Here is a 13,652-nt window from a genome sequence, read left to right as displayed (position 1 = left end):
CCGCGCCAGCCTCACTCGGCTGCGCCGTCGCGGACCGGCCGGAGCCGCGCGGCCCGATGGAGAACGCGCGACAATTCCTCGATCGAATAGGGCTTTTGCACGAGATCGAAGCCGGCGGCGCCATCTTGTGAGAGGGCCTGACTGTAGCCGGTGGTCAGCACGATCGGCACGCGAATGCCGCGGTCGCGGATCGCCTGCGCCAGATCGAGCCCGGTCATCCCGGGCATCACCACGTCGGAGAACACGACGTCGAAGCGCTCTGCGTCCACGGTGAGCTCGGCGAGCGCGTCGGTGGCGTTGTCCACCAAAGTGATGCTGTAACCGAGCTCGGTGAGGCCGTCGGCCGCGAAATTGGCGAGCTCGATATTGTCCTCGACCAACAGCACCGACATGCCACTGCCGGCCACCGCCGGTGCGGTGTTGGGCGCCTGCCGCTGCGGCAGCAGGTCTGCCGGCACGCGCGGCAGATAGAGTGAGAAGGTGCTGCCCTGGCCGACCTCGCTCTCGACGGTCACCTCGCCGCCGGATTGCCGGGCGAAGCCGAACACCTGCGACAGGCCGAGACCGGTGCCCTGGCCGACCTGCTTGGTGGTGAAGAACGGCTCGAAGATGCGCTCCAATCGTGCGGCGGGAATGCCGATGCCGGTGTCGCTGACGGCGACACTGACGAAGCCATCGCTGCCTGCAAGATCATGGCTGCCCGAGGCGTGCACCAATGTATCGGGTACGGTCGCCGCCGCCTGCACGGCGAAGGTGATCCTGCCTTTGCCCTGCATGGCGTCGCGCGCATTAGTCGCCATGTTGATCAGAGCCGTCTCGAACTGGCCGGCATCGGCCTTGACGAGACAGGGCTCGGTCGGCAGCCGGATTCCGATCTCGATCGCCGGCCCGAGTAGCGTGGCGAGCATGTCGTGCAGCGACTGCATCCGCTCCCCGACGTCGAACACTTCCGGTTTCAGGGTCTGGCGCCGCGCGAACGCCAGCAGCTGCGAGGTCAGTTTGGCGGCGCGCGCGACCGCGTCCGCGATGGCATTGATGTAGCGCTGCCGCCGCTCCTCGCTCAGCTGCGGCCGGTTCAACAGGTCGACCGAGGCGCGGATCACGGTGAGGAGATTGTTGAAGTCGTGCGCGACACCGCCGGTGAGCTGGCCGAGCGCTTCCAGCCGCTGGCTGTGCTTGAGCGCCTCCTCGGCCTCGCGTCGCGCCGTGGCCTCGGCGTGGAGATGCTGGGTGCGCCGGAACGCGAGCGCAAGCAGCAGAAACAGCAGCGCCGTGGCGGGAATGCCGAACACCAGATGCTGGCCCATGGTGGCGAGCCAGCGCGCGCGGATCGCCGAGGTCTCGAGCCCGGCGCTGACATAGATCGGATATTCGGCGACGCGTCTGTAGCCGACGCGCCGCTCGATTCCGTCCGACGGCCAGGCGATGGTGATGAGGCCGTGCTCGGGGTGAGCGGCGATCTGCTGCCCGACCGGCCCAGTCGGATCGAGCCGGAAGTCGCGGTCGAGCCGGGGAAAATGGGTGAGCACCACGCCGTCCGTGCGTCCCATGGCGAAGAAGCTGCCGCGATCAGAGCCGATCCTGGCATAAAAGCTCTCGAAATATTCCGGCAGGACGGAGGCCTGGATGACGCCGATGAAGCTGCCATCGTCGGCTTCGCGGCGCCGGCTCATGCCGAAGAAGCGTGCTCCCTGATAGGGCGGACGCGGCGTCAGGGCCGCGCCGACGAACGTGCCAATGTTCTGGTCGACGTGGGCGTAGAAGTAATCGCGGTCCGCAAAACTCAGATCCTGCGGTGGCGAGGCGAGGCTGTTGACCAGCGATTTCCCGTTCGCGTCGAAGATCCAGGCCGATTTGAGCTGCGGCAGCGCATCGGTCAGCCGTTTCAGGCGCCGGTGCAGCGCCGGTTCACGCGAGCGGATGACCTCGTCGGGGAGGCTGCGCACGACCTCGTTGAGCTCGGCAAGGCTGCGGTCGATGGTCTCGAACACCTTGAGCGCGTGCTCATGGGCGACATCGAGCGTGCGCTCGATCTCGCGGTCGGCGATGTCCTTTGTCGACGTGTAGGAGATCGTGGAAGTGAAGACGAACAGTGCAATCGGCAGCGCCAGGGATGCCGCCATCATCCACTGCAGCAGTCTCAGCGAGTTGCGTTGCGCGCCCTGCACAGTCGCTCCGGTCCGTGACCGGAGAGCTTACTTGAAATTCCCGCTGGGAAGGAAGCGGCTTGTCGATGGAACCGGAGGTTGCAATCCGGAAGTTCGCGCGTGGCGCGGGCCGGGAGAACAATCTCCTTGAATTCGCGGCGGCCGTAGAATCCCCCGGCCGTCCCGGCCGGGGGATCAAGGCGACAAAGGCGGGCTAAATCTGGCGCTCGACCATCTTGAGCTTGAGCTCGGCGATGGCTTCGGCCGGGTTGAGACCCTTCGGGCAGGCCTTGGCGCAGTTCATGATGGTATGGCAGCGGTAGAGGCGGAACGGGTCCTCGAGATTGTCGAGCCGCTCGCCGGTCGCCTCGTCGCGGGAGTCGGACACCCAGCGGTTGGCCTGGAGCAGGGCGGCGGGGCCGAGATAGCGGTCGCTGTTCCACCAATAGCTCGGGCACGAGGTCGAGCAGCAGGCGCAGAGGATGCACTCGTAGAGACCGTCGAGCTTCTCGCGATCCTCGTGGCTCTGGCGCCACTCCTTCTGCGGCGTCGGCGAGGTCGTCTTCAGCCACGGCTCGACGGAGGCATACTGCGCATAGAAATTGGTGAGGTCGGGAACGAGGTCCTTCACGACCGGCTGGTGCGGCAGCGGATTGATCTTGACCGCGCCGTCCTTGACGTCGTGCATCGAGCGGGTGCAGGCCAGCGTGTTCTGGCCGTCGATGTTCATCGCGCAGGAGCCGCAGACGCCTTCACGGCAGGAGCGGCGGAAGGTCAGCGACGGGTCGATGTTGTTCTTGATCCAGATCAGGCCGTCCAACACCATCGGACCGCAATCATGGGTGTCGACGTAATAAGTGTCGACGCTCGGATTCTTGCCGTCGTCCGGATTCCAGCGATAGACGCGGAATTCGCGAACGTCTGTCGCGCCCGCCGGCTTCGGCCAGGTCTTGCCGCCGGTGATCTTGGAGTTCTTCGGAAGTGCGAATTCAACCATTTCGATAAAGCTTTCGCTGTTCGTTCAGTACACGCGCGACGTTTAGTAAACGCGAGCTTTGGGCGGAATGTACTGCACGTCGTTGGTCATGGTGTAGTCGTGAACGGGGCGGTACTCGATCTTGACCTTGCCGGCATCGTCGAGCCAGGCCAGCGTGTGCTTCATCCAGTTCTTGTCGTCGCGCGCGGAGAAGTCCTCGCGGGCGTGGGCGCCGCGGCTCTCGGTGCGGTTGGCGGCGGAGTCCATCGTCACCACCGCCTGCGAGATCAAATTGTCGAACTCGAGCGTCTCGATCAGGTCGGAATTCCACACCAGCGAGCGGTCGGACACGGCGATGTCGGTGATGCCGCTGTGGACCTTCTCGATCAGGTTCTGGCCTTCGCTCAGGATGTCGCCGGTGCGGAACACCGCGCAATTGTTCTGCATCACGTGCTGCATGCCCTCGCGCAGCTTCGCGGTCGGCGTGCCGCCGGAGGCGTAGCGGTAATGGTCGAGGCGGCCGAGGGCGAGATCGGACGAGTTCGCCGGCAGCTCCGGCTGCTTGGCGTTGGGCGTGAGCTTTTCGGCAAGACGCAAAGCGGCGGCGCGGCCGAACACGACGAGGTCGATCAGCGAGTTGGAGCCGAGGCGGTTGGCGCCGTGCACGGAGACGCAGGCGGCTTCGCCGATGGCCATCAGGCCGGGGATGATGGCGTTGTCGTCGCCATCCCGCTTGGTCAGCACTTCGCCATGATAGTTCGTGGGGATGCCGCCCATGTTGTAGTGGACGGTCGGCACGATCGGGATCGGCTCGCGCGTCACGTCGACATTGGCGAAGATTTTTGCGGATTCGGAGATGCCCGGCAGGCGCTCGGCCAGTACCGCGGGATCGAGATGGTCGAGATGCAGGAAGATGTGGTCCTTCTTCTTGCCGACGCCGCGGCCTTCGCGGATCTCGATGGTCATCGCGCGCGAAACGACGTCGCGCGAGGCGAGGTCCTTCGCGGACGGCGCATAGCGCTCCATGAAGCGCTCGCCCTCGGAATTGACGAGATAGCCGCCTTCGCCGCGCGCGCCTTCGGTGACGAGACAGCCCGAGCCGTAAATGCCGGTCGGGTGGAACTGCACGAACTCCATGTCCTGCATCGGCAGGCCGGCGCGCAGCACCATGCCGCCGCCGTCGCCGGTGCACGTGTGTGCCGAGGTGCAGGACGCGTAGGCGCGGCCGTAGCCGCCGGTGGCCAGGATCACGGTCTGGGCGCGGAAGCGGTGCAGCGTGCCGTCATCCAACTTGAGCGCGATGACGCCGCGGCAGGTGCCCTGGTCGTCCATGATCAGGTCGATGGCGAAGAACTCGATGAAGAACTCGGCCGCGTGGCGCAGCGACTGACCGTACATCGTGTGCAACATGGCGTGGCCGGTGCGGTCGGCGGCGGCGCAGGTGCGCTGCGCCTGGCCCTTGCCGTAGTCCATAGTCATGCCGCCGAACGGGCGCTGGTAAATCTTGCCGTCCTCGGTGCGCGAGAACGGCACGCCCCAATGTTCGAGCTCGTAGACGGCCTCGGGCGCGTTGCGCACCATGTACTCGATCGCGTCCTGGTCACCCAGCCAGTCCGACCCCTTCACGGTGTCGTACATGTGCCAGCGCCAATCGTCCTTGTGCATGTTGCCGAGTGAGGCCGAGATGCCGCCCTGCGCCGCAACCGTGTGCGAGCGGGTCGGAAACACCTTGGTGATGCAGGCGGTGCGCAGACCAGCTTCACTGCAGCCGACCACGGCGCGCAGGCCCGCGCCGCCGGCGCCGACCACGACGGCGTCATAGGTGTGGTCTTCGATCGGATAGGCTTTGCCGTTGGTGGCGGGAGCGCCGTTGCCCTTGCCATTCGTCGCTGTGGCCATGGGTTACACTCCGGATGAAAGCTTGAGGATCGCGTAGGTCGAGGCGAGCGCGACGGCGATCGAGAAGAAATTGTTGAGCATGATCGAGATGAGCTTCAGCTTCTCGTTATGGACGTAGTCCTCGATCACGACCTGCATGCCGATCTTCATGTGCCAGGCGCTGGCGGCGATGAAGAGCAGCAGGATCACCGCGATCGGCAGCGAGCCGAGGATCTGCGCGGCGCCGGCCTGATTGCGGCCGAGCAGCATCATGATGATCACGAGCACCGGAATCATCAGCAGCGTCATGGCGACGGCGGTGATGCGCTGGCGCCAGAAATCGGACGTACCCGAATGCGCCGCGCCGAGATTGCGGACGCGGCCGAGCGGGGTGCGCATGCTGCGCTTGGGCGTATCGGTCGCGCTCATCGTCCGCCTCCGATCGCATAGGCGATGATCCAGATCAGGACCGTGAGCACGATGCCGCCGATCAGCGCGCCCCAGGTCAGGGCCTCGCGCTCATTGGGCTTGAAGCCGTAGCCGAGGTCCCACACGAAGTGCCGGATACCGCTCAGCATATGGTGCATCAGCGCCCAAGTGTAGCCGAACACGATCAGCCGGCCGATGATGCTGCCGGTGAAGGCCTGGACGTGGGAATAGGCGGCGGGGCCGGAAGCCGCCGCGATCAGCCACCAGGCCAGCAGCAGGGTTCCGACGTAGAGCGCGATACCGGTGGCGCGATGGACGATGGACAGCGCCATCGTTAGCGTCCAGCGGTAGACTTGCATGTGGGGGGAAAGCGGTCGTTCGATCCGTGCGGTCATGGGCTTTTGATGTTTATTGCGGCCCAGCAGGGGGCACGCGGGGATCGCGAAAGGTCGGCTCTATTTACGGAGTCGATTTCGCCTGCGCAATCACCAAATCGCCATAAATCGAACCGCGGTTCAGCTCTAGAGCGTTGATGATGCAAGGCCAATCAGTGGCTTGGTATACCAGCACTTCTGTCCGCCAACGAAAAAAAGAATATATATTCATTTGTTCTGAAGGGACCGATGCGCGTTGAAATTGCTATTGGAACGCCTCTAAACGGACCATGCCGTCCAAACCTGCCCGGCGCCGGTCTTTTGGGCCGCTAACGCCATTCGGACGGCACCAAACAGCTCCCACTCCGGCCCGGTTTGACCCCTGTCCGGATATGCGCACCTTGCATTCCACCCCAGCCGCAAGACGTGGCGTGTCGACCGCGAGAATCAGATCGCCTAAAGCTCCGCACGCAACTTTCCGAACCCATGTTCCGGAGAAGTTGCGACCAGTCGCCGGGGCAGGTCAGGGGTGATTGCAGGTCTTGATACCAAGGAGATCGTCGAGCTCGCGCTGTTGCTGATCGCAACCGGCGCGCTCTCGGGATTCTTGGCCGGCGTGTTCGGCATTGGCGGCGGCGCGATTCTCGTGCCGGTGTTCTACGAATGCTTCCGCATCGCCGGCGTGCCGCTCGAAGTGCGCATGCCGCTCTGCATCGGCACCTCGCTCGCCGTGATCATCCCGACCTCGATCCGCTCGTTCCAGGCGCACTACAAGCGCGGCGCCGTCGACATGACGATCCTGCGCGTGTGGTGGCTGCCGATCGTGATCGGCGTCGTCGCCGGCAGCGTCATCGCGCGTTACGCGCCGGAGCGGCTGTTCAAGGTCGTGTTCGTCTGCGTCGCCTATTCCGCGTCGGCGCGTCTCATCTTCGCGCGCGAGGGTTGGAAGTTCGGCGACGATCTGCCTAAAGGCCCGCTGATGCGCGTCTACGGCTTCTGCGTCGGTATCCTCTCGACGCTGATGGGCATCGGCGGCGGCCTGTTCTCGAACCTGCTGATGACGTTTTACGGCCGGCCCATCCACCAGGCAGTGGCGACCTCGTCGGCACTCGCGGTCCTCATCTCGATCCCCGGCGCGCTCGGTTACATCTATGCCGGCTGGCCGGCGGCTGCGACCTATCCGGCCGTCGCAGCGCTGCAAATCCCGTTCGCGCTGGGTTACGTCTCGCTGATCGGCGCCGTGCTGGTGATGCCGATGAGCCTTGTGACAGCGCCACTCGGTGTGAGGGCCGCGCATGCGATGTCGAAGCGAACGCTGGAGGTGGCGTTCGGGTGCTATCTGTTTATCGTCGGCAGCCGGTTCGTGATGAGCTTGGTGGGCGGGCAGTGAACGGCTTCGGCTGAACTCCGCGCCACATCCTCCGCTGTCATCGCCCGCGAAGGCGGGCGATCCAGTATTCCACCAGCGCCGGTGATTGATCCCAGAGGCCGCGGCGTACTGGATGCCCCGCCTTCGCGGGGCATGACAGCGTACCGGGTAGAGGCTCCTCGCAAGGACGGCGAGAGAGCAGAGCTCCCCCACTCACTTCTTCGCGTAAATATCCTTGTACGTATCGCGCAGCACGTTCTTCTGTACCTTGCCCATGGTGTTGCGCGGCAGCTCGTCCACGACGAAGACGCGCTTGGGCATCTTGAACTTTGCCAGCCTTCCGTCGAGTGCCTTCAGCACCGCGGCTTCGGTGACGTCGGCGCCCTTGTTGCAGACCAGAACCGCCGTGACCCCTTCGCCGAAATCGGCATGCGGCACGCCGATCACGGCGGACTCGACCACGCCGGGCATGGCGTCGAGCTCACTCTCGATTTCCTTGGGGTAGACGTTGAAGCCGCCGGAGATCACGAGATCCTTGCCGCGGCCGAGAATGTGGACGTAGCCCTTGTCGTCGATCTTGCCGAGGTCGCCGGTGATGAAGAAGCCGTCGGGCCGGAATTCCGACTTGGTCTTCTCCGGCATGCGCCAATAACCCCTAAAGACATTCGGGCCCTTCACCTCGATCATGCCGATTTCGTCGCGCGGCAGCTCCTTGCCGGTCTCGGGCTCGGTCACGCGCACGGAGACGCCGGGGAGAGGAAAGCCGACCGCGCCGGGCACGCGCTCGCCGTCATACGGGTTCGACGTGTTCATATTGGTCTCGGTCATGCCGTAGCGCTCGAGCACCGCGTGTCCCGTGCGCGCCGACCATTCGCGATGGGTTTCGGCGAGCAGCGGCGCGGAGCCCGAGATGAACAGTCGCATGTGCCTTGTGGTGTCGCGCGACAGCGCGGAGCTCTGGAGCAGCCGCGTGTAGAAGGTCGGCACGCCCATCAGCACCGTGGCGCGCGCCATCAGCTTGATGATGAGATCAGGGTCGAGCTTCGGCAGGAAGATCATCGACGCCCGCGAAAACAGCGTCACGTTGGTCGCCACGAACAAGCCGTGCGTATGGTAGATCGGCAGCGCGTGGATCAGCACGTCCTTGTCGGTGAAGCGCCAGTAGCCGACGAGCGAGAGCGAGTTCGACGCGAGATTGTCGTGCGTCAGCATCGCGCCCTTGGAGCGGCCGGTGGTGCCCGACGTGTAGAGGATCGCGGCGAGATCGTCGTTTGCCCGTGAGACGGTTACGAATTCGCTGCTGGCCTTGTCGGCTGCTTCCGTCAGCGAGCCCTTGCCGTCGGGCCCGAGCGTCTCGACCTTGGCCTTCACCTTGGCGGCGATCGGGGCGAGGCCTTCCGCCTTGGAGGGATCGCAGACCACCAGCGACGGCTCGGCATCGCCGATGAAGTAATCGAGCTCGTTCAGCGTATAGGCCGTGTTCAGCGGCAAATAGACCGCGCCGGCCCGCACGGTGGCGAGATACAGCACGATATTGGCGACCGATTTCTCCACCTGCACCGCGACGCGGTCGCCGGGCTTCACGCCGCGCGCGACCAGCACGTTCGCCATCTGCCCGGCCCGCGCGATCAGATCGCCATAGCTGATACGGCCGCCGTCCTGCGTCTCGACCGCGAGGCGTTTGGGATCGTCCAGACCGTCGAACAGGCGGGAAAACAGGTTGGCGTTGGCAGCTTGGTTCATGCAAGATTTCCTCGACCGCAAGGCAAACAAGGCCGGTCAAAACCGAGGGCTGGATTAGCAAAAACCGCCCCAATGAAGCAACGGAGACAGTTTGCATGACCAAAAACGGGAAACGCGTGGCCTGGGTGACGGGCGGCGGCAGCGGGATCGGGGAGGCCGGCGCCGAGGCGCTCGCGGCCGACGGCTGGATAGTCGTGGTCTCGGGCCGCCGCAAGGACGCCCTGGATACCGTGGTTGCCAGGATTGCCAAGGCAGGCGGGGCGGCCGAGGCCATTGCGCTCGATGTGTCCAACGCCGCCGAAGCCCAGAAGGCGGCCGATCAAATCGTCGCGAAGCACGGCCGCATCGACCTGCTCGTGAACAACGCCGGTATCAATGTCCCCAAGCGGAGCTGGAAGGACATGGAACTGGAGGGCTGGGACAAGCTCGTCCAGGTCAACCTCAACGGCGTGCTGTATTGCATGCGCGCAGTGTTGCCCACGATGCGCAAGCAGCAGGATGGCTCGATCATCAACGTCTCGTCCTGGGCCGGCCGCCACGTCTCGAAGATGCCGGGCCCGGCCTACACCACCACCAAGCATGCGGTGCTGGCGCTGACTCATTCCTTCAACATGGACGAATGCGTTAACGGCCTGCGCGCCTGCTGCCTGATGCCGGGCGAGGTGGCTACTCCCATCCTGAAACTGCGCCCGGTGGTGCCGAGCGAGGAGGAGCAGGCCAAGATGCTGCAATCGGAAGATCTGGGGCGCACCATCGCGTTCATCGCATCGATGCCGCCGCGCGTCTGCATCAACGAGCTCCTGATCAGCCCGACGCATAATCGCGGATTCATTCAGACGCCGAACAACAGGGATTGAAACGGGCGCACTGCCGTAGGGTGGGCAAAGGCGCGAAGCGCCGTGCCCACCATCTACCCTCGATCGCGAATGAAGTTGGTGGGCACGCTTCCGCCTTCGCTCTTCGAGCTATGGCGGACAAGTCGCTTTGCCCACCCTACGGCACCGGGTGCTGAGCCCGGGCTCATACACGGATGCGCCGCTACATAGTTTCACGCATCACAATAAATTATTTCCCGAAACCCCATCGCGAACCCTCCCGTAGTTCGGTCCAACGACGGCACTGCTGCTTCACGCCAAAAGGTCACAGGCGCCGTTGTTGCCCCAACGCAAACGCCGGCCATTGCCGGTCACAATTCAATCGGGAGACCCTCCATGTCGAAGCGTATTGCCTATCTCGCTGCCGCCGCCTTCAGCGCTCTGGCCATCACCGCGACCGTCGTCGCGCCTGTCCGCGCCGAGGAGAAGACCGTCATGGTCGGTGGCGCCGCGATGTTCCCGTCCAAGAACATCGTCCAGAACGCCGTCAACTCGAAGGATCACACCACGCTGGTGGCGGCGGTGAAGGCGGCCGGCCTGGTGCCGACGCTGGAAAGCAAGGGCCCGTTCACGGTGTTCGCGCCCACCAACGCCGCCTTCGGCAAGCTGCCGGCCGGCACCGTCGACAATCTGGTCAAGCCCGAGAACAAGGCGACCTTGACCAAGATCCTCACCTACCATGTCGTGCCCGGCAAGCTCGAGGCCTCCGACCTCACCGACGGCAAGAAGATGAAGACCGCCGAAGGCGAGGAACTGACCGTGAAGAAGCAGGACGGCAAGGTCTGGATCGTCGATGCCAAGGGCGGCACCTCGATGGTGACGATCTCCAACGTCAACCAGTCGAACGGCGTGATCCATGTGGTCGATACCGTGCTGATGCCGGCGACGTAACACCGCCCACCCCTGTTTCATCCCCCGAACAGGATGCTTTGAGACGGCGAGCCGGGGGCACCCGGCTCGCTTTATTGTGACCACGGTCGCCCGCAGACTCGATTCGCCGTCGTGCGGGGGCGTAACGAAAGCGGAAGTATCGGCGTATATTCGGTGTCAGACGACCTTCAGGACGGAACCATCATGTCGAGCCTCACAGTCAGCGACGAGCAGGTCAGCGCCACCCCCGCCAAAGTGATCCAGCCGGCCTGGGTCCGCGTCATGCACTGGACCAACGCGGTCGCCATGATCCTGATGATCCTGTCGGGCTGGCAGATCTACAACGCCTCGCCGCTGTTCGGCTTCAGTTTTCCGCGCGAATATACGCTTGGCGGCTGGCTCGGCGGCGGCCTGCTCTGGCACTTTGCGGCGATGTGGCTGCTGATGGTCAACGGCCTCGCCTATCTCGTCACTGGCTTCGCCACCGGCCGATTCCGCAAGAAACTGCTGCCGATCACGCCATCCGGCGTGCTCCACGACGTCAGGGCTGCCCTGACCTTCAAGCTCGGCCATGACGATCTCACCGTCTACAATTACGTGCAGCGCCTGCTCTATGCCGGCATCATCGTGGTCGGCGTGCTGATCGTGCTGTCGGGCCTGTCGATGTGGAAACCGGTGCAGCTCTATTATCTCGTGATGCTGTTCGGCGACTATCCGACCGCGCGCTACGTCCATTTCTTCTGCATGGCCGCGATCTGCGCCTTCCTCGTCATTCACGTCTTGCTCGCGCTGCTGGTGCCGAAGAGCCTGCGCGCGATGATCATTGGCCGCTGATTAGGAGACCCGTTATGGCCAAGCGCTCATTCCTCATCCCCGGCGTCGACAAGCGGCTGCTGATCAAGGACTCCATCAAGTCCATGCCGGACTTCACCCGCCGCCGCTTCATCGCCGGCGGCGCCAGCCTCGGCGCGCTGACGCTGCTCACCGGCTGCGACGTCGTCGATTCCTCGTCGGCCGACACCCTGCTGGCGAAGGTCTCGAAATTCAACGACGCCGTGCAGGCCTGGATGTTCAATCCGGATGCGCTGGCGCCGACCTTCCCCGAGAGCGCGATTACAAAGCCGTTCCCGTTCAACGCCTATTACGATCTCGACGATGCGCCTGATGTCGACGGCGCCGACTGGAAGCTCGAGGTGCGCGGTCTCGTCGACAACAAGAAGTCCTGGACGCTGGACGAGCTCTACAAGCTGCCGCAGGTCACGCAGATCACCCGCCACATCTGTGTCGAGGGCTGGAGCGCGATCGGAAGCTGGACCGGCACGCCGCTCCGCGATTTCCTCAAGCTGATCGGCGCCGACACGCGCGCAAAGTATGTCTGGTTCCAGTGCGCCGACAAGGACGGCTACAACTCGCCCCTGGACATGCGCAGTGCGCTGCATCCGCAAACCCAGATGTCGTTCAAATACGCGAACGAGATTTTGCCGCGGGCCTACGGCTTCCCGATGAAGATCCGCGTGCCGACGAAACTCGGATTCAAGAACCCGAAATACGTGGTCTCGATGGAAGTCACCAACGACTACAAGGGCGGCTATTGGGAAGACCAGGGGTACAATTCGTTCAGCGGGAGCTAGCTCCGCTGCAGTAGGGTGGGCAAAGCGACTTGTCCGCCATAGCTCGAAGAGCGAAGGCGGAAGCGTGCCCACCGATGCTGTATCCGCGACAACGGTCATGGTGGGCACGGCGCTTTGCGCCTTTGCCCACCCTACGGCACCGGTTCTCTGGCCGGCCCCACCTTGCGCTGGCACAACGCGGCCACCGCCCCCAATGCCAGCAGCGCCGCCGACACATTCATCGCGTAACTCAGACTCCCCAGCGCATCCGTGATCGCGCCGACCACGATCGGGCCGAGCGTCTGCCCGACGCCGAACGAGATCGTCATCGCCGCGATCGCGGTGGGCCACGCCTGGGGCGGGTAGTTGAAGCGGACGAAGGCCGTGGTCGAGCCGACCACGGCGAAGAAGGCCACGCCGAACACGACCGCCGAAACCGCGAGCCACGCCGGCGAATGCCCGAGCATCGGCAACGCCGCGCCGAGCGCGTTGGTGCCGAGGATGATGGCGGTGGCAAGTCCACCGCGGTCGAGCGCCAGCACGCCGCGCCAGACCCAGGGCGTGACGAAGGCGCTGAGGCCGATCAGGCTCCAGAACGCGGCCTGCGCAGCGGCGCCGCCGCCGCCGTCGCGCACATACGCGATCATGAAGGTCATGTAGGCGATGTAGCCGGCGCCAAACAGGAAGTAGCCGGCGAGATAGATCAGCACGGGCAGAATCGCGAAGGCGGCGTGGCTGCCTTCCGAGAAGCGCACCCCACTCTCGATGCGGATCAGGAACAGCGGCACGGTCATCACGACGGACAGCAGCGTCAGCGCCCACCACACCAGCCACCACGAGCCCGGCCCGAAATATTGCAGCGTGAACGGGGCGATCAACCCCGAGGCGAGAATCCCGATGCCGGGCCCGGCATAGAACAGGCTGAGCAGGAAATTGGCCCGTTCCGGGCGCGACTGCGCGATGGCCGCGGCCAGCGCACCGCCGGCGACGAAGCCGGCCGCGGCCCCTAAGCCCAGCACGAGGCGTGCGAGGCTCAGCGCAACGAAATTGCCTGTCAGCGCGCAGGTGGCGAGCGCGGCGACGCAGGCGAGGGTTCCGCCGCGGATCGCCGCCGACCAGCCGACGCGCTGGATCAGCCGGGACGCGACAAGCGCGCCCACGAGGTAGCCGACGGCGTTGATGGTGTTCATGAAACCGGCCGCCGAGTAGGACCAGCCGAGGTCCTCCCGCATATCGGGCAGCACCAGCGCATAAGCAAAGCGGCCGATGCCGAGCCCGACCGTCGCCGCCAGCGACAGGGTCAGGATCAGCCGCGCGGGATGTGCGTCGGGCGGGGGACGATCAGGGGCGCGCAAGGGATACTCCGGCGCGCCCAGTGTGG

At 64.7% G+C, this 13,652-nt stretch carries 12 protein-coding genes; 5 read left to right on the top strand and 7 right to left on the bottom strand.

Translation table 11 applies throughout. From position 1 onward, the window contains the following. Positions 1-11: 11 nt before the first annotated feature. The 5 genes from AB7535_RS35475 to sdhC all read right to left on the bottom strand — a co-directional run bounded on the left by AB7535_RS35475 (position 12) and on the right by sdhC (position 5,825). On the bottom strand, positions 12-2,168 hold the full coding sequence (locus AB7535_RS35475) for an ATP-binding protein (RefSeq protein WP_354113498.1): 2,157 nt from the start codon (positions 2,166-2,168) through the stop codon (positions 12-14). Positions 2,169-2,361: 193 nt separating this feature from the next. Then, positions 2,362-3,144 (bottom strand): succinate dehydrogenase iron-sulfur subunit, encoded by a 783-nt coding sequence (locus AB7535_RS35470; protein WP_028151918.1) that lies wholly within the window; start codon positions 3,142-3,144, stop codon positions 2,362-2,364. A 42-nt stretch (positions 3,145-3,186) separates the two neighbouring features. After that, complete coding sequence (sdhA, locus tag AB7535_RS35465) at positions 3,187-5,022, bottom strand: succinate dehydrogenase flavoprotein subunit (protein ID WP_354113497.1); 1,836 nt, start codon at positions 5,020-5,022, stop codon at positions 3,187-3,189. Between the two features lie 3 nt (positions 5,023-5,025). Further along, a complete protein-coding gene (gene sdhD, locus AB7535_RS35460; protein WP_028151915.1) occupies positions 5,026-5,430 on the bottom strand; it encodes a succinate dehydrogenase, hydrophobic membrane anchor protein in 405 nt (134 codons plus the stop codon). Continuing rightward, a complete protein-coding gene (gene sdhC, locus AB7535_RS35455; RefSeq protein WP_028151914.1) occupies positions 5,427-5,825 on the bottom strand; it encodes a succinate dehydrogenase, cytochrome b556 subunit in 399 nt (132 codons plus the stop codon). Before sdhC ends, sdhD begins: the two co-directional genes overlap by 4 nt. 508 nt (positions 5,826-6,333) lie before the next feature. On the opposite strand from sdhC, the gene AB7535_RS35450 reads away from it, so the two are divergent. Then, on the top strand, positions 6,334-7,194 hold the full coding sequence (locus AB7535_RS35450) for a sulfite exporter TauE/SafE family protein (protein WP_166105158.1): 861 nt from the start codon (positions 6,334-6,336) through the stop codon (positions 7,192-7,194). A 192-nt stretch (positions 7,195-7,386) separates the two neighbouring features. Here the strand turns inward: AB7535_RS35450 and AB7535_RS35445 are convergent, their stop codons facing one another. Beyond that, positions 7,387-8,916, bottom strand: coding sequence for a malonate--CoA ligase (locus AB7535_RS35445; RefSeq protein ID WP_135213891.1), 1,530 nt, complete (start codon positions 8,914-8,916; stop codon positions 7,387-7,389). A gap of 95 nt (positions 8,917-9,011) precedes the next feature. On the opposite strand from AB7535_RS35445, the gene AB7535_RS35440 reads away from it, so the two are divergent. From AB7535_RS35440 to AB7535_RS35425, 4 genes are all read left to right on the top strand, one after another. After that, positions 9,012-9,773 (top strand): SDR family oxidoreductase, encoded by a 762-nt coding sequence (locus AB7535_RS35440; RefSeq protein WP_135213890.1) that lies wholly within the window; start codon positions 9,012-9,014, stop codon positions 9,771-9,773. A 354-nt stretch (positions 9,774-10,127) separates the two neighbouring features. After that, positions 10,128-10,682, top strand: a complete 555-nt coding sequence (locus AB7535_RS35435) for a fasciclin domain-containing protein (RefSeq protein ID WP_014490676.1) — start codon at positions 10,128-10,130, stop codon at positions 10,680-10,682. A gap of 183 nt (positions 10,683-10,865) precedes the next feature. Beyond that, entirely contained in the window at positions 10,866-11,495 is a 630-nt protein-coding gene (locus AB7535_RS35430; protein ID WP_014490675.1) for a cytochrome b/b6 domain-containing protein, read from the top strand. A gap of 14 nt (positions 11,496-11,509) precedes the next feature. Further along, entirely contained in the window at positions 11,510-12,292 is a 783-nt protein-coding gene (locus tag AB7535_RS35425) for a molybdopterin-binding protein (protein WP_354113496.1), read from the top strand. 131 nt (positions 12,293-12,423) lie between these two features. Here the strand turns inward: AB7535_RS35425 and AB7535_RS35420 are convergent, their stop codons facing one another. Next, positions 12,424-13,626, bottom strand: a complete 1,203-nt coding sequence (locus AB7535_RS35420) for a YbfB/YjiJ family MFS transporter (protein ID WP_439037498.1) — start codon at positions 13,624-13,626, stop codon at positions 12,424-12,426. Positions 13,627-13,652: the final 26 nt, after the last annotated feature.

Origin of the sequence: Bradyrhizobium sp. 956_D2_N1_4 (genome assembly GCF_052076025.1) — a bacterium.
GTDB classification, from domain to species: Bacteria; Pseudomonadota; Alphaproteobacteria; order Rhizobiales; family Xanthobacteraceae; genus Bradyrhizobium; species Bradyrhizobium barranii.
This window is presented reverse-complemented; position numbering and strand designations above follow the sequence as displayed.

Excerpts from the sequence above, each read along its gene's own strand:
- AB7535_RS35470 (WP_028151918.1), bottom strand. The coding sequence starts at position 3,144 with ATGGTTGAATTCGCACTTCCGAAGAACTCCAAGATCACCGGCGGCAAG.
- sdhA (WP_354113497.1), bottom strand. The coding sequence starts at position 5,022 with ATGGCCACAGCGACGAATGGCAAGGGCAACGGCGCTCCCGCCACCAAC.
- sdhD (WP_028151915.1), bottom strand. The coding sequence starts at position 5,430 with ATGAGCGCGACCGATACGCCCAAGCGCAGCATGCGCACCCCGCTCGGC.
- sdhC (WP_028151914.1), bottom strand. The coding sequence starts at position 5,825 with ATGACCGCACGGATCGAACGACCGCTTTCCCCCCACATGCAAGTCTAC.
- AB7535_RS35445 (WP_135213891.1), bottom strand. The coding sequence starts at position 8,916 with ATGAACCAAGCTGCCAACGCCAACCTGTTTTCCCGCCTGTTCGACGGT.
- AB7535_RS35440 (WP_135213890.1), top strand. The coding sequence starts at position 9,012 with ATGACCAAAAACGGGAAACGCGTGGCCTGGGTGACGGGCGGCGGCAGC.
- AB7535_RS35435 (WP_014490676.1), top strand. The coding sequence starts at position 10,128 with ATGTCGAAGCGTATTGCCTATCTCGCTGCCGCCGCCTTCAGCGCTCTG.
- AB7535_RS35430 (WP_014490675.1), top strand. The coding sequence starts at position 10,866 with ATGTCGAGCCTCACAGTCAGCGACGAGCAGGTCAGCGCCACCCCCGCC.
- AB7535_RS35425 (WP_354113496.1), top strand. The coding sequence starts at position 11,510 with ATGGCCAAGCGCTCATTCCTCATCCCCGGCGTCGACAAGCGGCTGCTG.